17 protein-coding genes and 1 other RNA gene are annotated in these 17132 nt (G+C 70.8%); 8 read left to right on the top strand and 10 right to left on the bottom strand.

Annotated features, from left to right (window positions below; genetic code table 11):
* Position 1: 1 nt before the first annotated feature.
* From OG943_RS43160 to rnpB, 4 genes are all read right to left on the bottom strand, one after another.
* On the bottom strand, positions 2–490 hold the full coding sequence (locus OG943_RS43160) for a hypothetical protein (protein ID WP_328606640.1): 489 nt from the start codon (positions 488–490) through the stop codon (positions 2–4).
* Positions 491–502: 12 nt separating this feature from the next.
* On the bottom strand, positions 503–769 hold the full coding sequence (locus tag OG943_RS43155) for a hypothetical protein (RefSeq protein WP_091625991.1): 267 nt from the start codon (positions 767–769) through the stop codon (positions 503–505).
* A gap of 627 nt (positions 770–1396) precedes the next feature.
* Complete coding sequence (locus tag OG943_RS43150) at positions 1397–2257, bottom strand: SCO6745 family protein (protein ID WP_328606639.1); 861 nt, start codon at positions 2255–2257, stop codon at positions 1397–1399.
* A gap of 195 nt (positions 2258–2452) precedes the next feature.
* An RNA gene (gene rnpB, locus OG943_RS43145) (RNase P RNA component class A) lies at positions 2453–2856 on the bottom strand.
* A 168-nt stretch (positions 2857–3024) separates the two neighbouring features.
* On the opposite strand from rnpB, the gene sfnG reads away from it, so the two are divergent.
* Positions 3025–4152, top strand: a complete 1128-nt coding sequence (gene sfnG, locus OG943_RS43140; RefSeq protein ID WP_328606638.1) for a dimethylsulfone monooxygenase SfnG — start codon at positions 3025–3027, stop codon at positions 4150–4152.
* 58 nt (positions 4153–4210) lie between these two features.
* Positions 4211–5455, top strand: coding sequence for an ArsB/NhaD family transporter (locus tag OG943_RS43135; protein ID WP_328606637.1), 1245 nt, complete (start codon positions 4211–4213; stop codon positions 5453–5455).
* Positions 5456–5510: 55 nt separating this feature from the next.
* Here the strand turns inward: OG943_RS43135 and OG943_RS43130 are convergent, their stop codons facing one another.
* The 4 genes from OG943_RS43130 to OG943_RS43115 all read right to left on the bottom strand — a co-directional run bounded on the left by OG943_RS43130 (position 5511) and on the right by OG943_RS43115 (position 10138).
* The gene (locus OG943_RS43130; protein ID WP_328606636.1) at positions 5511–7253 is read right to left on the bottom strand and encodes a hypothetical protein; all 1743 of its coding nucleotides are present in this window, start codon (positions 7251–7253) and stop codon (positions 5511–5513) included.
* A 181-nt stretch (positions 7254–7434) separates the two neighbouring features.
* The gene (locus OG943_RS43125) at positions 7435–8580 is read right to left on the bottom strand and encodes a bifunctional RNase H/acid phosphatase (RefSeq protein ID WP_328606635.1); all 1146 of its coding nucleotides are present in this window, start codon (positions 8578–8580) and stop codon (positions 7435–7437) included.
* A complete protein-coding gene (locus tag OG943_RS43120; RefSeq protein WP_328606634.1) occupies positions 8577–9314 on the bottom strand; it encodes a zinc ribbon domain-containing protein in 738 nt (245 codons plus the stop codon). The genes OG943_RS43125 and OG943_RS43120 overlap by 4 nt, the downstream gene beginning before the upstream one ends.
* The gene (locus OG943_RS43115; RefSeq protein WP_328606633.1) at positions 9311–10138 is read right to left on the bottom strand and encodes a Nif3-like dinuclear metal center hexameric protein; all 828 of its coding nucleotides are present in this window, start codon (positions 10136–10138) and stop codon (positions 9311–9313) included. Before OG943_RS43115 ends, OG943_RS43120 begins: the two co-directional genes overlap by 4 nt.
* Before the next feature lie 116 nt (positions 10139–10254).
* On the opposite strand from OG943_RS43115, the gene OG943_RS43110 reads away from it, so the two are divergent.
* The 3 genes from OG943_RS43110 (at position 10255) to OG943_RS43100 (ending at position 12555) form a co-directional block, all read left to right on the top strand.
* Positions 10255–10716: a low molecular weight protein-tyrosine-phosphatase gene (locus OG943_RS43110; protein ID WP_328606632.1), complete on the top strand. Its 462-nt coding sequence runs from the start codon at positions 10255–10257 to the stop codon at positions 10714–10716.
* Between the two features lie 78 nt (positions 10717–10794).
* Entirely contained in the window at positions 10795–11625 is an 831-nt protein-coding gene (locus tag OG943_RS43105) for an SURF1 family cytochrome oxidase biogenesis protein (RefSeq protein WP_328606631.1), read from the top strand.
* A 498-nt stretch (positions 11626–12123) separates the two neighbouring features.
* Positions 12124–12555 carry a hypothetical protein gene (locus tag OG943_RS43100; RefSeq protein WP_328606630.1) on the top strand — a complete coding sequence of 144 codons (432 nt, stop codon included), beginning with the start codon at positions 12124–12126 and terminating at the stop codon, positions 12553–12555.
* A 4-nt stretch (positions 12556–12559) separates the two neighbouring features.
* Here the strand turns inward: OG943_RS43100 and OG943_RS43095 are convergent, their stop codons facing one another.
* Both OG943_RS43095 and OG943_RS43090 read right to left on the bottom strand, forming a co-directional pair.
* Positions 12560–13516: a cobalamin biosynthesis protein CobD/CbiB gene (locus tag OG943_RS43095; RefSeq protein WP_442874651.1), complete on the bottom strand. Its 957-nt coding sequence runs from the start codon at positions 13514–13516 to the stop codon at positions 12560–12562.
* Between the two features lie 184 nt (positions 13517–13700).
* Positions 13701–14396, bottom strand: a complete 696-nt coding sequence (locus OG943_RS43090; protein WP_328606629.1) for a FadR/GntR family transcriptional regulator — start codon at positions 14394–14396, stop codon at positions 13701–13703.
* Positions 14397–14498: 102 nt separating this feature from the next.
* Between OG943_RS43090 and OG943_RS43085 the strand changes: the two genes are divergently transcribed.
* From OG943_RS43085 to OG943_RS43075, 3 genes are all read left to right on the top strand, one after another.
* The gene (locus OG943_RS43085; RefSeq protein ID WP_328606628.1) at positions 14499–14993 is read left to right on the top strand and encodes a gluconokinase; all 495 of its coding nucleotides are present in this window, start codon (positions 14499–14501) and stop codon (positions 14991–14993) included.
* A gap of 88 nt (positions 14994–15081) precedes the next feature.
* On the top strand, positions 15082–16449 hold the full coding sequence (locus tag OG943_RS43080; RefSeq protein ID WP_328606627.1) for a GntT/GntP/DsdX family permease: 1368 nt from the start codon (positions 15082–15084) through the stop codon (positions 16447–16449).
* 171 nt (positions 16450–16620) lie between these two features.
* A complete protein-coding gene (locus tag OG943_RS43075; protein ID WP_328606626.1) occupies positions 16621–17124 on the top strand; it encodes a nuclear transport factor 2 family protein in 504 nt (167 codons plus the stop codon).
* Positions 17125–17132 lie beyond the last annotated feature (8 nt).

Raw genomic sequence — 17132 nt, 5'->3', positions numbered from 1 at the left:
ACTACCTCCCGGCCCGAGCCGCGGGGCGGCTCCGGCGCGCTCGTGGTGCTCCCTGTGCCCCGGCCTGTGCTCCAGCGACCTGGCCGTAGCCGTGGTGCTGGTACTGCCGCCTTTTCTTGTGCTTCGGGACCGGGCGCTCGGCCCGGACGCGGATCCGGCTGGCGCTGACCGCGCCGCCCGTGCCCATGCCCCGCTCCCGCGGCGTGTTGAGCTCACGGCCCGCCATCCCGACCACCGCGCCCAACGGGCGTTCGTGGCTGATTTTGGCCGTGATCAGCCTGGTGATCACGATCGTGATCACAAAGGCCCACGCCGTGGAGAAGAACCCGAAGCTCCACCCCGCCCAGCGCTCGACAGTGAGCACGAGCAGGAAGACCGGTATGCCGATGAGCCACGCTACGTAGCGGGCCCTCCAGGGAAAAGTCGCCTTCGGCGGGCCGAGCCAGACGGCGTCGACCCGGTAGACCTCGTCATCTGTCCTGATACGCACGCCTGCCCCGCCTCAGCCGGTGAACAGGCCGGCGATCCACTGGCCCACGTTGACGCCGGCGCCGCTGACCGCGAGCCCGATGATCGCGAGCGCGATGACAACACCGGCGAGCCGGCGCATCACACCCGCGTTGTCACCCTTGCCGCCGCCCAGCCAGAGCAGCAGGAGCGCGACGGCGAGCAGCACCAGGGGGATGACGTTGTCGATCAACCAGCTACGGACGTTGCCGGTGCCGAGCTCGCCGGCAGCCAGCGTCTCGAGGGTGGTCATGGTCATCATCGCGATACTCCCGGTGCGCGGAGGGGGCCGCGCGGTTCTGGCTTCGGCGAAGCTTCGAACAACATCATGGCGTCACAAGGGGTAGTGGTCAAAGCGCGCTTTGTAAATGTCGACTTGTGGGCAGGGGCCGGAGCCGGAGCGGTCTGGTCAGAATTCCTCGCCCTCCATCATGGTGGCAAGGGTGCTCGGGATTAACCCCGGACACCCGGATTTCGCAGTGGACCGACGAACTCACTCCGCCGGGAGCACTTTGCTCACTCTCGGTGCTCCCGGTGCCGACGTGATGGGGTCGGAACCAGTGTGGCATGCCCCATTCGGCCGCCTGTAGCGAGTCCGCTGAGTGAGCGCCACGCTGCGGCCGTGGTCCGAAAGCGATCACGAAGCAGTGAGGCGCTTGTCACGATACGCGCAAGTCGGACGCCTTTTTTCACTACATAGCGTGATATCGGACATCGGGGACTGGCGTCGCCGAAAGCCGTGTACGGGCGTCCTCCGAGCCAGGAAGGCCCGATTCCCGGCACCAAGGCGTGCTCACTCCGGGTACACCCTTCGGCCGCCCGAACCAGCGCGACCTGCGCCGTTCGGCGGCTCCGGTGCCCACGACCGCAGGCCGCGAAACTGGTCGGGTCAGGACGGTCCGGTGATCGCGCGCGGGAACGCGCCGGCCTTCACCACGGCGCGGCTCAGCGGACGGCACAGCTCGCGCAGGCGGGCGGACTTCTGCTCGCCCAGGTGCGTCCACGGCTCCTCGGACGCGAGGTTCGTCGCGGCCTCGATCCGCTCCCGCAGCTCGGCGCCGCGGTCGGTGAGGGCGTCGTCGGCGCCGACGACGCCCTGGCCGACCAGCTCGGCGACGGCGGCGTCCCACTGCTCATCGCTCCAGCCGCGGGTTTGCTTCGCGGCTTCCGGGGTGAAGCCGGCGCCGGTCGCGACGTGGGTGACGAGGGCGCCGATCCCGCTCAGGCCGTTCAGCATCAGGGCGGCGACGTGCGCGTCGCCGCGGTGCTCGCGCAGCAGCGAGACGGCGTGCCAGAGCGCGAGGTGCGGCCGGTCGGGCCAGGGCAGGCTCGCGTGCCCGGCGTAGAGGGGACGGCCCTCGGCGGTGCAGCCGCCCGTGGCCTCGCGCGCCAGCTCGGCGGCCTCGGCCACGTCGTCGGACGCGAGGACCTCGTCGCCGAGCAGCCGCCGGTACGCCGCGTCGACGGCCTCGAGCCGGGCCTCGAGCACGGCCTCCGGCGTCGCCAGGGTCCAGGCGCGCGGGATGTGCCGGGCGACGATGTCGGGGTTGAAGTTGTAGAACGTCGCGGCCACCACGGCCGGTCCGACGGCCCCCATCGGCGCGGACCGCCCGGCGAAGTAGCACATCCGGCCGGGCCGCAGCCTCGCCGCGGTGAGGTACTGCTCCGTCTCCGGCACGAAGTACACCAAGGAGTGCAGCGTGTCGAAAGTGCCCTTGAACTGCTTCGCGACGTCCGTGGCCTCGCCCATGCCGGGCACCCTACCGCGTGGTAACCACGGGTGCGCACCGCCGGAAGCAGCAGTCCGAGGCCTGATGGCGGGCCTGGTCTGAAGCGCCCCAATGTGGCGTTGGGTGCGTCCAACGCACCCAATGTGGCGTTCGGTGCGTCCAACGCACCCAATGTGGCGTTGGGTGCGTTAGACGCACCCAATGTGGGATTGGGGCGGACGAGCTGGCATGTAAGCCGGATCCTGTTCCCGGCCGCGCCTTGCGGCGGACCGGGCGACGGTCATCCATCTCGGCCTGCCGTTGCCGGCAGGCTCCAGCGGCCTACCCGCAGGCATCGGACGGGCCGTCCTCGAACGCCTGCGCAGGAGCGTGAGCTCCCTCTTGGCCTTGCTCCGGGTGGGGTTTACCGAGCCATCCCGGTCACCCGGGATGCTGGTGGTCTCTTACACCACCGTTTCACCCTTACCCCCGCCGAATCGAGCACTGACGGGGGCGGTCTGTTTTCTGTGGCACTGTCCCGCGGGTCGCCCCGGGTTGCCGTTAGCAACCACCCTGCCCTGCGGAGTCCGGACTTTCCTCGGACCGGGTCGCCCCGGGCCGCGACCGTCCTGCCAGCTCGTCCGCCGGCGAATCGTACCTGCCGCTGCGCGTCCGCCTCGCGCGCGGTCGGGTTTGCCCCGCGGCGACGGCGCCGTTCACCCGGGTCTTTGCACCATCCTTTGTGGACGCCGTTCTCATCGCATGGACGACCGTTGACGGTGCCGGTGCCCCGCTGTTCACTCGGCCCATGTCCGTACCAGACCTGCACGAGCCACTGAAATTCGCCTACTGGGTGCCGAACGTGAGCGGCGGCCTGGTCACGAGCGACATCGAACAGCGCACCGACTGGGGGTACGAGTACAACCGGAAACTGGCCGTGCTCGCGGAGGACAACGGCTTCGAGTACGCGCTCAGCCAGGTCCGCTACACCGCCAGCTACGGCGCCGCCTACCAGCACGAGTCGACCGGGTTCAGCCTCGCGCTGCTGCTGGCGACGCAGCGGCTGAAGGTGATCGCGGCGGTCCACCCGGGGCTGTGGCACCCGGGCGTGCTGGCGAAGTTCATCGCGAGCGCCGACGTGATCTCCGGCGGCCGCGCCGCGGTCAACGTGGTGAGCGGCTGGTTCAAGGACGAATTCACGAAGCTCGGCGAGCCGTGGCTGGAGCACGACGAGCGGTACCGCCGCACGGAGGAGTTCATCCGTGTGCTGAAGGAACTCTGGACCGACGACCACGCCGAGTTCGGCGGCGACTTCTACCGCATTCACGACTTCGACATCAAGCCCAAGCCCGAAAGCCGCCCGCACCCGGAGATCTTCCAGGGCGGCAACTCCACCGCGGCGCGCAAGCTGGCCGGCCGCGTCTCGGACTGGTACTTCAGCAACGGCAAGGACTTCGACGGTTTCACCGAACAGGTCGAGGAAGTCAACGGCTACGCGGCGGAGAACGACCACAGTGTCCGCTTCGGACTGAACGGTTTTGTCATCGCCCGCGAGACGGAGTCCGAGGCCAAGGACGTCCTGCGTGAGATCGTCGCCAAGGCCAATGTGGACGCCGTCGAAGGCTTCCGCTCCGCGGTGAAGCAGGCTGGTAAGTCCACTTCGGACACTAAGGGCATGTGGGCGGACTCGGAGTTCAAGGACCTGGTCCAGTACAACGACGGCTTCCGCACGGGCCTGATCGGCACCCCGGAGCAGATCGCGGACCGCGCCATCGAGTACAAGCGCCGCGGCGCGAACCTGCTGCTGCTCGGCTTCCTGCACTACCTGGAGGACGTGGCCCACTTCGGCTCGCACGTGCTGCCGGTCATCCGCTCGAAGGAACAGGACCTGGCCCGCGGCGCCGGGGTCCCGGAACCGGCTACCGGCCGGGTCTGAGGGGCTCGCCCACGAGCCGCTGTCCGAGTGTCCACATGGGGCCGGTTAGCGTTGGCGCGTGACCGGACCCGCAGCGGCAGTGGCCAGCCTGATCCTGCTTGCCGCCACGCTGGTGTTCGCCATGGTGCGGCCGCGGGGGTGGCCCGAGGCGGTGGCCGCCGTGCCGTTGGCCGGGGTGGCGTTGCTGCTGGGGCTGGCGACTCCCGCGGAAGCGGGACAGCGGGTGGTCGAGATCCTGCCGACGATGGGGTTCCTCGCCGCGATCCTGCTCGTCAGCCATCTCGCCGCGGCGGACGGGGTGTTCAGCTGGCTCGGGACCCGGCTCGCGGAGGTCTGCCGCGGGCGGCCGCGGCGGCTGCTCGTCCTCACGTTCGCCGCGGCGGCCGGGGTTACCGCGATCCTCAGCCTCGACGCGACCGTCGTGCTGCTCACGCCCGTTGTCCTCGCGACCGCCGAAGGGCTGCGGCTCGAATCGAAGCCCCACGTCTACGCGTGCGCGCACCTCGCCAACTCCGCGTCCACCCTGCTGCCCGTCTCCAACCTGACGAACCTGCTCGCCTTCGCCGCCTCCGGGCTCACGTTCGCCGGGTTCACCGCGCTGATGGCGCTGCCATGGCTCGTCACGCTGGCCATCGAGCTGGCCGTGTTCGCCCGGTTCTTCCGCAAGGACCTCCGGGCCGCGCCCAGCACCCGTACGCCCGAGCACCGGGACGCGCCGGTGTTCGCGCTCGTCGTGCTGGCGGGCACGCTGGTCGGGTTCGGGGCCGGGCAGCTGGTGCACGTCGAGCCCGTCTGGGTGGCCGCGCTGGCCGCGCTCATCCTCGGCGTGAAAGCACTGGCCGAACGCAAGATCAAGCCCTGGCAGCTCGTCACCGAGGCCTCGCCGATGCTGATCCTCTTCGTGCTCGGGCTGGCCGTGGTCGTCGAGGCCGTGTCGGAGCACCTGCTGGGCGGCGTCCTGCACACCCTGCTGCCGGACTCCGCCGGACTGCCCGAGCTGCTGGCCACCGCCGCCATCGCGGCCGTGCTGGCCAACCTCGTCAACAACCTGCCGGCGACGCTGATCCTGCTGACCGTGCTGGGCCCGCACCCGAACACCGGCATCCTGCTCGCCGTGCTGCTCGGCGTGAACATCGGCCCGAACGCGACCTACCTCGGCTCACTCGCCACGCTGCTGTGGCGCCGGGTGCTCGCGAAGGCCGGGCACCGGCCGTCGGCGAGGGAGTTCCTGAAGCTCGGCGTGCTCACCACGCCGCTCTCCCTCGCCGCGGCCACCGTGGCGCTCTGGCTCGTGCTCCCCTGAAAAGACTCGTGAGTGTTTATGACGGTTAGAACCGTCATAAACACTCACAAGGGGCTCAGGGACGCGGCGGGATGGTCTGGCCCGGCTGCATCGTCGGGCCGCAGTCGTTCAGGCCCTCGCCGAACCGGTAGGCCTCGACGTCCATCATCGTGGTCGCCGCGTAGTGCTGGACGGCCTTGAGCTTGGCCATGTCCGTGACGGCGTCCTTGCGCACGAAGTCGCCGTTGCGCGGGCCCGGGCCCGGGTAGACGAAGATCGGGTAGTAGTCGCGGTCCACGCGCGGGTCGACCGTGATCCCGTTGCCCGCCGCCCACGGGCCCCAGGAGTGGATGAAGGTCGGCTTGACCGAGTCGAACACGTAGTTGCGCAGGCCGGCGAGGTCCTCGTTCTTGGTCAGGTCCGCGATGTCCGCGTTCACCAGCCCGGCCATGTCCACCAGGTGCAGGCGGCTGGTCATCGACGAGCCGCCGAGGTCCGGCAGCAGCAGCGAGGCCTGCTGGAGGCCCAGCATGTCGGCGTAGGTGTTGAAGCCGCGGCCGAAGCGGTCGGCGACCAGGCAGGCGGGGATGGTGGGGCTCTTGATGAACTGGTCGGAGGCGTGCGTGAACCCGACCAGCGACGGGATCGCCGCGGCCACCACCACGACCGAAGCCACCGCGCGCCAGCGCACCTTGACCGTGCGCAGCAGCTCGGCGAACGCCAGCGTCCCGCCCAGCGCGCCCAGCACCCACACCGGCGTCGCGAAACGGTTCTGCGCCATCCAGTCCGGGATCATCACGCCGAAGGCGATCACGCCCAGCGCGAACGGCGTCATCAGCGCCACCAGCGCCCGGCGCCACGGGGCCTTGACCAGCGCCCAGATCACCACGGCGGCGAGCACGATCGTGGCCGCGATGCCGGCGTACGCGATCAGGTTGCCGGGCCGGATGATCGAGTACAGGTCGGGCAGGCCCTGCTTCTTCGCCACCGACGGGTTCGCCAGCAGCCGGTGAAACTCGCTGTAGCGCCAGGCCACGTACGCCCCGAACGGGACGGCGAAGGCCACGATGGACAGCACGGCGAAGCGGAAGCTGCGCCAGAAGCCGTCCCGGCGGATGCCGAAGAGCAGGACGATCGGGTACGCGGCCATGTAGATCAGGCCCTCAGGACGCGTCAGCGCGGCGAACGCGACGATCACGCCCGCCGCGATCGCGACCTTCGGCGTGAGCGCGCGCTCCTTGTGCACCGCGCTGAACAGCAGCACCGCCAGGCCGAGCACGGCGAACGCGAACAGCGAGTTCTCCAGGCCGGAGACCACCCAGATGACAAACGACGGGATGGTGGCCAGCGTGAGGCCGACGGCCAGGGTGACCGCCCACGCGCGCCGCGGGAAGAGCTGGCGCGCCGCCACGTGGCAGAGGATCAGGATGCCGGCGGTGAACAGCAGGCCGAGCAGCTTCGGGAACAGCACGTAGTCCGGGATGCCGAACAGCAGGCCGTGGTCGAACAGGCCGGCCAGCTTGCCGAGCGCGAGCAGCACCATCCAGGTCGGGTCGGAGAAGCCCTCGACCGGCGGCGCGCCGGGCTGCAGCACCGGGCCGAGGCCGTCGGCGAAGCTGCGCGAGTAGGAGAACGTGATCGCCGCGTCGTCCACGATCCAGTGGCCGTAGCGAGTGGCGTGCCAGGCGACCGCGGCCACACCGGCGAGCACCGCCAGCGTCGCGGCGATCCAGCCGTGACGCAGGCCGCGGGCGGTCTCGGGCGCGTCCTGCTCGGGCAGGTCACGTTCGGATGCTTCGCTGAGTGCGCTTGCCGTCATGTCCTCGTCACTGTTTCTACTCGCAGATCTTGCCGAGAAACGCACGAGCCTGCGCCCCCCTATGAGGATCCCCGGGGATCCGCGCCGCGGCGCCGCGGTCGACTCAGCACTCTAGCCAATACCTCACCGGCCGGTTCCCACGCGTCACCGTCGGGCGTGATCCGCAGCACATTCCCGCCGGTCAGCTCAGGTGTGAGATGTCGTTGACCAGCCGGACGGAAGCGTTGCCGTCGGGGTAGAACTCGACGATCGACAGCGACGCCAGGTCCAGGTGCAGCCGGAAGAGCAGCGACGGGCCGGAGTCCAGGCCCAGCCGCAGCAGCGTCTTGATCGGCGTCACGTGGCTGACCACCACGACCGTGCGGCCGGCGTACTGCTCGACCAGGTCGTCGAGGGCCTGGCGGACGCGCACGTAGACCGCGTCGAAGCTCTCGCCGCCGGGCGGCGCGCACGAGGCGTCGGACAGCCAGCAGCGGTGCAGCTCCGGGTCGTGCTCCGCGGCCTCGGTGAAGGTGAGGCCCTCCCACTCGCCGAAGTCGGTTTCGATCAGGCCCGGGTGCGTCTCGACCCGGCCGCCGAGCGCGTCGGCGACGGCCTGCGCGGTCTGCTTCGTCCGGGTCAGCGGCGACGCGACGATGGGCGCGGCCTCGCCGTCCTCGCCGATCAGGCCCGGCATGCCGGCCAGCCGCTTCGCCGCGGCGGCGGCCTGCCCACGGCCGTGCTCGGTGAGCGGGACGTCGCCGCGGCCGGAGTAGCGGCGGTCGACCGACATCGCCGTCTGGCCGTGGCGCAGCAGGAGCAGCTTGGTCGGCGTGCCGCGGGCGCCGGTCCAGCCGACCGGGGAAATCCGGTCCGGCTCGGTGACCTTGGCGGCAGCGGTCTTGGCGGCAGCGGTGGCGGCCTTGGCGGTGGGACGGCCGGTGCCGCTGTCCATCGCGACGTTGGCGAGCCGGTCGGCGTGCGAGTTCTCGGCGCGGGGGATCCACATGTAAGTGACACGGTCGAACCCGTCCGCGAGTTCACGCGCCTCGGCGGCGAGCGGCTGCAGCGCGGCGTGCTTGATCTTCCAGCGGCCGGACATCTGCTCCACGACGAGCTTCGAGTCCATCCGGACGTCCACAGTGGACGCACCGGTCTCGGCGGCCGCGGCGAGCCCGGCGATCAGGCCCGAGTACTCGGCCACGTTGTTGGTGACCACGCCGAGGAACTCGTGCCGCTCGACGAGGACCTCGCCGGTCGCGGCGTCCTTGACCACGGCGCCGTAGCCGGCCGGGCCGGGGTTGCCGCGCGAGCCGCCGTCGGCCTCGACGACCACCCGGTCCGTCACAGGCCCGACTCCAGGGTGCGGACGAGGATCGCCCCGCAGTTCTCGCACTGCACGACGGTGTCCTCGGCGGTGGCCTTGATCTCGTTGATCGTGTTGCGGTCCAGCTCCAGCTGGCAGGCGCCGCAGCGGCGGGCGCGCAGCAGGGCCGCGCCGATGCCCTTGTGCTCGAGGGTGCGCTGGTACAGCTTGAGCACCGGCTCCGGGAAGCGCGGCAGCAGCTTCGCGCGGTCCTCGTCGCGGCGGGCGCGGGTGGTGTCGAGGTCCTTGAACGTCTCGTCGCGGCGGGCGATCGCGGCGGCGACCTCCTGCTCCGCCTTGGCGACCTCGGCGCTGGTGCGCTTGGCGTCCAGCTCCAGTGCCTCGCGCTGCTCCATCAGCTCCAGCAGGTCGTCCTCCAGCGCGCCCTGCCGGCGGCCGAGCGTCTGCAGCTCGTGCTCGATGTCGGTCATCTGCTTGGAGTTCACGGAACCGGACTCGAGCAGCTTGCGGTCGCGGTCCTCGCGGGCGCGCACCGACTCGATCTCTTTCTCCTGCCGGGCGATCTCGCGGTCGAGGTCGGAGACGGCGGTCTGGACCGACACGAGGGCGTCACGCTTGTCCCGCTCGGTCTTCTCCCCGGCGTCGATTTCGGCGAGCTCGGGGAGGGTGCGGCGACGGTGCGCGGTGCGCGAGAGCTCGGCGTCCACCTTCGCGAGTTCGAGCAGCTGGCGCTGGACGGCGGGGTCGGCCTTCACGGTGCTCCTTGTTGGCTAGCGCGGACGGTCCACGGGTCGGTGCACCGCGTGGAGACGTGACTGTCGACGTTACCCGCAAAGGCCGCGCCGACAATGGCCGAGGCTTGCCTGCACCAGGGCCATTCGCTGGCCCAGTGCGTGAGCCCGACCAGTGCGGGCGCTCCCCCGGCGGCGGCGAGGTGCTCACCGGCGGGGTGATGGCGCAGGTCCGCGGTGACGTAGGCGTCGACGCCCGCCGCGGCGGCCTTGGCGAGGTGGGAGTCGCCGGCCCCGCCGGACACCGCGACGGTGCGGATCGGCCGGTCCGGGTCGCCGGCGCCGAGCACTCCGGGCAGCGTCGCCGGCAGCGCCTCGGCCACCCGCTGCACGAACGCGCCGAACGGCTCGGCCTCGGGCAGCTCCCCGATCCGGCCGATCCCGGTGCGGCCACCGGGAACGTGGGGGTCCAGCGGCCGCCGCACGGTGAGCCCGATGGCCTCCGCGAGCGCGTCGGACACGCCCGGGTCGGCCGAATCGGCGTTGGTGTGCGCGCAGTAGAGCGCGATGCCGCCCCGGATCATGCGGTGGACGAGACCACCCTTCGCCGTGTCCGCCGGCACCCCGTGCACACCCCTGAGCAACAACGGATGGTGCGCGACGATCAGCTGCGCGCCCAGTTCCTCGGCCTCGGCCACCGTCGCCTCGACGGGGTCTACGCAGAAGAGCACGCGCGTCACGTCGTCGGTGGGGTCGCCGCAGACGAGGCCTACGGCGTCCCAGCTCTCGGCGAGGTGCTTCGGGTAGCTGCGTTCGAGGACTTCGATGATCTCGGATAGGGCGGGCACGGGGGGATCTTCCCACGTCATCAGGTTGACGGGCTCGTGAGTGTTGATGCCGGTTAGAACCGGCATCAACACTCACGAGCCCACCTGGCCGCGGCGGTTCTGGAAGACTCCACCCCGTGACTCATGTCGTGTTCGTGTGTTCCGGCAACATCTGCCGGTCTCCCATGGCGGAGATGGTGTTCCGGGCGAAGCTGGCCGAAGCGGGGCTCGAAGGGGCCGTACGGGTGTCGAGTGCCGGGACGGGGCCGTGGCACGTCGGGGAGGCTGCGGACCGGCGGGCGCGCGCGACGTTGAAAGCGCACGGCTACCCCACGGAGCACGTCGCGGCCGAGGTCGGCGACGAAGATCTCGAAGCCGACCTGCTGCTGGCCGCCGACGAGGGGCACCTCGAGTTCCTTCAGGCGCGCGTCGCGGAGCCCGGGCGGGTTCGGCTGCTGCGGGACTTCGACCCCATCGCGCCGCCGTGCTCCGAGGTGCCGGACCCGTACTACGGCGCCGACGGCGGCTTCGAAGAGGTGCTCGGCATGATCGAACGCGCCATGCCCGCCCTCGTCGACTGGGTGCGCGCGCACGGTTAGCGCACTTTGTCCCGCGCGAAAGCCACTGGTGGAGAGGTCGCCGCGCGCGCCGTGACGGCGACCGCCTACCGTGGAGGGGTGCGGTTGCGCTTTCTGCTCCGGCCAGGCTGGCTGGCCTTGACGGTGGTGGTCTTCACCTTCGCCGTCTGCTGCTTCACGCTCCTGGCGCCATGGCAGTTCCGGCGCGACGCCGAGCAGTCGGCGCAGAACAACGCGCTGACCGCGTCGTTCACCGCGCAGCCGGCGGCCGTCTCGCAGCTGCTGGCGCCCGGCTCCGCGCCGGACCAGCAGAACGAGTGGCACCTGGTGTCGCTGACCGGCACGTACATCCCGTCCGCCGAGGTCGTGGCGCGGCTGCGGACCGTGCAGGGCGAAGCGGCGTTCGAGGTCCTTACACCGCTACGCGCGTCCGACGGCATCGTCTACCTCGTCGACCGCGGCTACGTGCGGCTCGACGACAAGTCCGGCGTGCTCCCGTACGCCGCCGCGCCGGGCGGACAGGTGACGGTGGTCGCGCGCATCCGCAACGACGAGGCCGACCCGAAGCACCGCAACGCCTTCGCCGACGCGTCCACCGACGGCAAGCTGCAGAGCTACACCGTGGACTCGCAGGTGGTCGCGCGCTCGTCCGGCCTGACGATCCGGCCCGGTTACTTCCAGCTCGACCAGAACCAGCCCGGCGTGCTGGGCGCGCTGCCGTTGCCGCAGCTGGACTCGGGGCCGTTCTTCTCGTACGCGCTGCAGTGGATCGCGTTCGGCACCATGGCCGTGCTGGGCTGGCTGTACTTCACCATCCGCGAGCTGAAGCCCGGCGGAGCCCTGACCACGGAGAAGACGGACCGCACCCGGCGCAAGTCCGTCGCCGAGATGCTGGCCGAGGACGACGAGGAGTTCACGGCGGCCCGATAGGTGGGCTGCTGGTTCGGCCGGGAGCAGGCTCTTTGACCCGGCCACCGCGGCGGTGCTGAGCGGATCCGATGCACTCACGTGAGGGAACGGCTGTGACCCACAAGGCGCAGTGGACGCACAACGCGTGATCCATCGCCGCCTCGGCTCGACCGCATCAGCCGAGTGACCTGCTGAGATCTCGTTCGTAGCGTGGAACGAATGGCAACCCGGAAGCCGCCTCGCGCAGGTGAACGCCCTTGTCGGTACTTCGCCGGTCACAACCACCGCCCAGGATCGGAGCGCGAGCAGGAGTGCGCCAGGAAAGCCGCTCAGCAGCGGACGAGCAGCGGTTCCGGCCGCAATGTCCACCCGCCTCGTTGGGAACCGTCCTCGCCTCCGCGTCCGTCGCGGCCTTCCCTCTCCAATGCTCGCCCGGCCCCCGTACCGCCGCGGGACCGACGACAAGAACGGCGCGGCCGCGCGCGCGAGGTGCTGAGAAAGCAGCCGTCGGCGATCTCGATGGACGCGGTCACCTACGTCTTCGACGAAGACGGCTTCTACGTAAAGCTCGCGAACCAGCTCCTGGACAAGACCCGGCGTCGCCCAACTTACCGCTTCGGCCATAGCCTCTGCGTCAAGCTCAACAGCCTGGCGAAAGGCATTGATCCGGCCACTTACGCTCAGCTGTTCCAACGGCCGGTGAGCGCCGGGCTGCTTGCGCTCGGATTCCCGAAGTTCATGGCGGAGACGCTGGGGCTGGCTTCGGCGTTCGGGGTGAAGAAGGTGCTCGGCACGCTGCCGGCCGGGCACCTTACGAAAGCGCTTCGTGCGCTGATTCCGCTTACCTGCCCCGACTTGGGCGTCTGCCCGGCAGGTAACGACGTCCTCAAGACCTACGCCTCCCCCGCGCTCGCCGGCGAGCTGAAGGAGCTGACGTTGCGGCGAGCTTGAGCGGTCAGCCCTTGCGGTGACGCAGGCCCACGGTCAGGGCCACCACCACCGAAGTGGCGCCGGCGAGCCAGCCGACGACCCGGGAAAGCTCGACGGCCCTGGTCACGTGGCCCGCGTCCGGGTTGCGGCCGACGCCCAGTACCGGGAGCTCGACGACGCCGTGCGGGTAGACCGTGCGGCCGCCGACGCGGATTTCCAGCGCACCGGCGAAAGCGGCCTCGACGCGGCCGGCGTTCGGGCTCGGGTGGGCGATCGTGTCGCGGCGCCAGGCGCGCCAGGCCCCGCCCGCGGACCCGCCGACGACGGGGGCCGCCAGCACCGTCAGGCCCGCCGCGGCGCGGGTCGGGACCAGGTGGATCAGCTCGTCGATCCGCTCGACCGCCCAGTGGTGCCTGCCGGTGCTGCCCCGCGCCGCCCGCCGCAGGACGCTGATCGTGCGGGACGCCAGCAGGCCCGGCACCCCCGCGAGCGCACCCCACAGCAACGGCGCGACGACCACTTCGGACGTGTTCTCCGCCAGGGTTTCCACGGACGCACGGGAAAGCGCGATCAGCCCGAGCCCGTCCGCGACCCGGGTGTCCAATTCGGACAGTGTGCCGCGGGCCGGTTCAAGGCGGCCCTCTTCGAGTTCGCGCGCCAGCTCGGTGCCCTGCGTGGCGAGCCCCGCGGCGCCGACGACCGCCCACGTCGTGACGGCCGTCGTCGCGGCCTGCACCACCGGCCGCCCCCGCCCGGCCCGCTCGACGACCACCCCGACAGCCACCGCCGCAGCCGCCACGCCCAACCCGACCACAACGGACCGCACCGACGCGGGGGCGGCTGGGGTTATCGGGACGAGTGGGGTTGGCGAGTCAGATCGTGGCGTGGCGGCAGATGGGGACGAAGTCGCAGCCGCGGTCGCCGAGGTCGCAGCCGCAGCGGCAGCGGCCGGAGGCCCTGAGGCCTGGGTCGAGGTCGCCACCCCAGCATCCCGCCCCACCGGAGCACCCGGTGTCGAGGCCAGCCGCCGGAAAGCGGTGACCGGCGGGCGTTTCCGAGGGTTGCCCAGGACGCCGTCTGCCGCCAGGCCCAGCATTAAGCCGATAGCGCGCGCCGCGCTCACAGAAGCCCCCCGGATTCGTGAAAAGTCGAGTGCGGGCCCGAGATTACCCGGCCACGGCGGCGGCGATCTCGTCGCGTGCCTGGTCGACGATGTCGCGCATCGCGCGCTCCGCCCGGTCGGCCTCGCCGGCGTCGACGGCGCGGGCGACCTCCACGTGCAGGGCGACGGCCTCCGGCTGCGGTTCCGCCGGCATCAGACCGTGTTCCGTGCGGCCCGCCAGCACCTCGGCGACCACTGACGACAGCTGCGCGAACATCGGGTTCCCCGAGGCCGCCAGCAGCAGGTCGTGGAAGGCGACGTCGTGGCCGAGGAACGTCGGCAGGTCCCGCGCCCGCGCCGTGCGCTCGAGGTGCGCCGCCAGCGCGCGCAGCCGGCCGCGGTCCTCCGGCGTCGCGCGCAGGGCCGCGAACCGCGCGGCGCACGGCTCGACGCCGGACCGCAGCTCGGTCAGGGTCCGCAGGGCGACGGCGCGGCCCGGGCCGTCCAGCTGCCAGCGGATCAGCCGCGGGTCGTAGTGGTTCCACTCGGCCGGTTCGCGCACGATCACGCCGACGCGCCGCCGGCTGCTGGTCAGCCGCATCGTCTCCAGCACGCGCACCACCTCGCGCGCGACGGTCCGCGACGCCCCGAAGCGCTCCTGCAGCTCGTCGGAGCGCAGCACCGAACCCGGCGCCAGCTCACCGCCCGCGATCGCCGCGCCCAGCGCGTCGAGGACTTCCTCGTGCCTGTCACTCCCCACCCGGCCAACCTAACCCTCTGATTCGATTAAGTAGTACTTCTTCTTGATTAAGTAGTACTTTTGAGTTTGACTGCTCCGGGCACAAAGACGTGGGAGGTGCGGATGACCGTCATCGTGGTGATGGGCGTTTCGGGATCCGGCAAGACGACGGTCGGCACGGCGCTGGCCGAACAGCTGGGCGTCGAGTACGCCGAGGCCGACACTTTCCACCCGCAGGCCAACATCGACAAGATGACCGCGGGCCACGCGCTCACGGACGCGGACCGCGCGCCGTGGCTCGAGTCCATCGCCGAGTGGATCCGGCGGCACCAGGAGACCGGCGGTGTGGTCACGTCGTCCGCGCTCAAGCGCCGTTACCGCGACGTCCTCCGGACCGGCGGCCGCGTCTGGTTCCTGCACCTGGACGGCGACCGGGCCGTCCTCGCCGAGCGGATGAAGACACGCACGGGCCACTTCATGCCCGTCTCGCTGCTCGACTCCCAGCTCGCGGACCTCGAGCCGCTGCAGCCGGACGAGCCGGGCCGCGTCTTCGACATCGCCGAAAGCCCCACTGACATCATCGCCGCCGCACTGGCCGGCTTCCGGGAGCGCGCATGAGGACTGCTTGCAGGTCCGAATCATCGGCGCCATGCCTGGCCGACGCGGAGATACAGTCGCGGCTCGCCGCGTCCATCGAGGAGGACGCATGACCACCCTCGCCGCCGGCTGGACCGGCCACGACACCCGCCTGATCGGCGCGACGGTGCTCGCCATCGCCGTGATCGTCGCCGGAATCAGCAAGGTGAAGCTGCACCCGCTGCTCGCGCTCACCCTCGGCTCCGCCGTGCTCGGCCTGGTCGCCGGGATGCCGGTCGACAAGTTGCTGAAGAGCTTCGAGACCGGGGTCGGCAGCACCATCGCGTCGGTGGGCGTGCTGATCGCGTTCGGCGCGATGCTCGGCAAGCTGCTGGCCGACTCCGGCGGCGCCGACCGGATCGTGGACACCGTGCTCGGCCGGGTGCGCGGCCGCGGGCTGCCGTGGGCGATGGCGCTGGTGGCCGCACTGATCGGGCTGCCGATGTTCTTCGAGATCGGCCTGGTGATGCTGATCCCGGTGGTGCTGCTGGTCGCCAAGCGCAGCGGGAAACCCGTGCTGCTGCTGGGAGTTCCGGCGCTGGCCGGGCTGTCGGTGCTGCACGGCCTGATCCCGCCGCACCCCGGCCCGCTCGCGGCCGCGGGCGCGCTGGGCGCGAACGTCGGCATCACGCTCGCCCTCGGCCTGCTCGTCGGCCTGCCGACGGTGGTCATCGCGGGCCCGCTGTTCGGCCGCCTGGCGGCGAAGCTCGTGCCCGACGCCACGCCGCCCGAGCGGCTCGTTCCCGATTCGAAGCGCAGCGACGCCGACGACCGGCCGAGCTTCGCCGCGACACTGTCCACTGTGCTCCTTCCTGTGGTGCTCATGCTGGCCAAGGCGCTGGCGGACATCTTGGCGGGCAAGGAAAACGGCGTCCGCCGCGTGCTCGACTTCATCGGCGACCCGCTGGTGGCCCTGCTGCTCGCCGTGCTCGTCGGCATGGTCCTGCTGGGCCGCCCCGCGCGCCTCGACCGCGCCCGGCTGACCGCGATCATCGGCGAGTCGCTCGGCCCGATCGCCGGCATCATGCTCATCGTCGCCGCGGGCGGCGGGTTCAAGCAGACGCTGGTGGACGCCGGCGTCGGCGACGTGATCACCAGCCTCGCCACCGGCGCCCACTTCTCCCCGCTGCTGCTGGGCTGGCTGGTCGCTGTCGCGATCCGGCTGGCCACGGGCTCGGCGACGGTCGCGACCGTGTCCGCCGCCGGCATCGTCGCCCCGCTGGCCGCCACCCTCGACCCGACGCACAACGCCCTGCTGGTGCTCGCCATCGGCGCGGGCTCGCTGTTCTTCTCACACGTGAACGACGCCGGGTTCTGGCTGGTCAAGGAGTACTTCGGGATGTCCGTCGGCCAGACGCTGAAGACCTGGTCGGTGATGGAGACGATCATCTCGGTGGTCGCGATCGCGCTGATCCTCCCGCTCGGCGCCCTGCTCTAGACACCTGCTCCTACCCAGCCCTCAGACACACAGCGCCGCAGGACCACCCCGGTCCTGCGGCGCTGTTTTGTCGGTTTCGCGCCTTGCCCGAAAGTTTGTTGACACGGTTGTGAGTGTGCGGTTACATACTTAGTGACCGATCAATCACAACGCCACTCAGGAGAAGAAGTCATGGCCATCCGTCGCTCCGTCACCACCACCATCGCCGCCAGCGTGCTCGGCATCGCCGCACTGGGCGGACTCGCCGCCTGCGGCTCGGGCGACGACAACGGTTCCAAGGGCACCCCGGAGATCGCCGCCAAGTGGGACGCCGCCTGGAACAACGCCGACCCCAAGGCCGTTTCCGAGCTGTTCGTCAAGGACGGCGCCCGCTACACCGACCACGCCTTCCAGAAGACCAGCAACGGCACCGACGGCGTCACGGCCTGGGCCGCCCGCACCCACCAGTACGTCCACAACGCCGGCCTCAAGGTCACCAACTCCTTCGCCGGCGGCGACCAGGTCACTCTCCAATGGACCTTCACCGGCCAGATGGAAGGCGCGCCCAAGCCGTTCTCCGTGCCCGCCGTCGCGGTACTCAAGATGCAGGGCGACAAGATCGTCTCGGACGACGACTACTACAGCGTCGCCGACATCCTCAAGCAGTCCGGCCTGCCCGCGAACATGTTCGGCTGATCGGCACG

The organism is Amycolatopsis sp. NBC_00345 (genome assembly GCF_036116635.1).
Classification (GTDB): Bacteria; Actinomycetota; Actinomycetes; order Mycobacteriales; family Pseudonocardiaceae; genus Amycolatopsis.
Note: the sequence above shows the minus strand (reverse complement) of the source record. Positions and strands in the feature narration are given on the sequence as shown.

What these genes read in the sequence shown, in the direction of transcription:
- OG943_RS43155 (WP_091625991.1), bottom strand. Translation starts at nt 769, where the DNA reads ATGATGACCATGACCACCCTCGAGACGCTGGCTGCCGGCGAGCTCGGC.
- OG943_RS43150 (WP_328606639.1), bottom strand. Translation starts at nt 2,257, where the DNA reads ATGGGCGAGGCCACGGACGTCGCGAAGCAGTTCAAGGGCACTTTCGAC.
- sfnG (WP_328606638.1), top strand. Translation starts at nt 3,025, where the DNA reads ATGTCCGTACCAGACCTGCACGAGCCACTGAAATTCGCCTACTGGGTG.
- OG943_RS43130 (WP_328606636.1), bottom strand. Translation starts at nt 7,253, where the DNA reads ATGACGGCAAGCGCACTCAGCGAAGCATCCGAACGTGACCTGCCCGAG.
- OG943_RS43100 (WP_328606630.1), top strand. Translation starts at nt 12,124, where the DNA reads ATGGACGCGGTCACCTACGTCTTCGACGAAGACGGCTTCTACGTAAAG.
- OG943_RS43085 (WP_328606628.1), top strand. Translation starts at nt 14,499, where the DNA reads ATGACCGTCATCGTGGTGATGGGCGTTTCGGGATCCGGCAAGACGACG.
- OG943_RS43080 (WP_328606627.1), top strand. Translation starts at nt 15,082, where the DNA reads ATGACCACCCTCGCCGCCGGCTGGACCGGCCACGACACCCGCCTGATC.
- OG943_RS43075 (WP_328606626.1), top strand. Translation starts at nt 16,621, where the DNA reads ATGGCCATCCGTCGCTCCGTCACCACCACCATCGCCGCCAGCGTGCTC.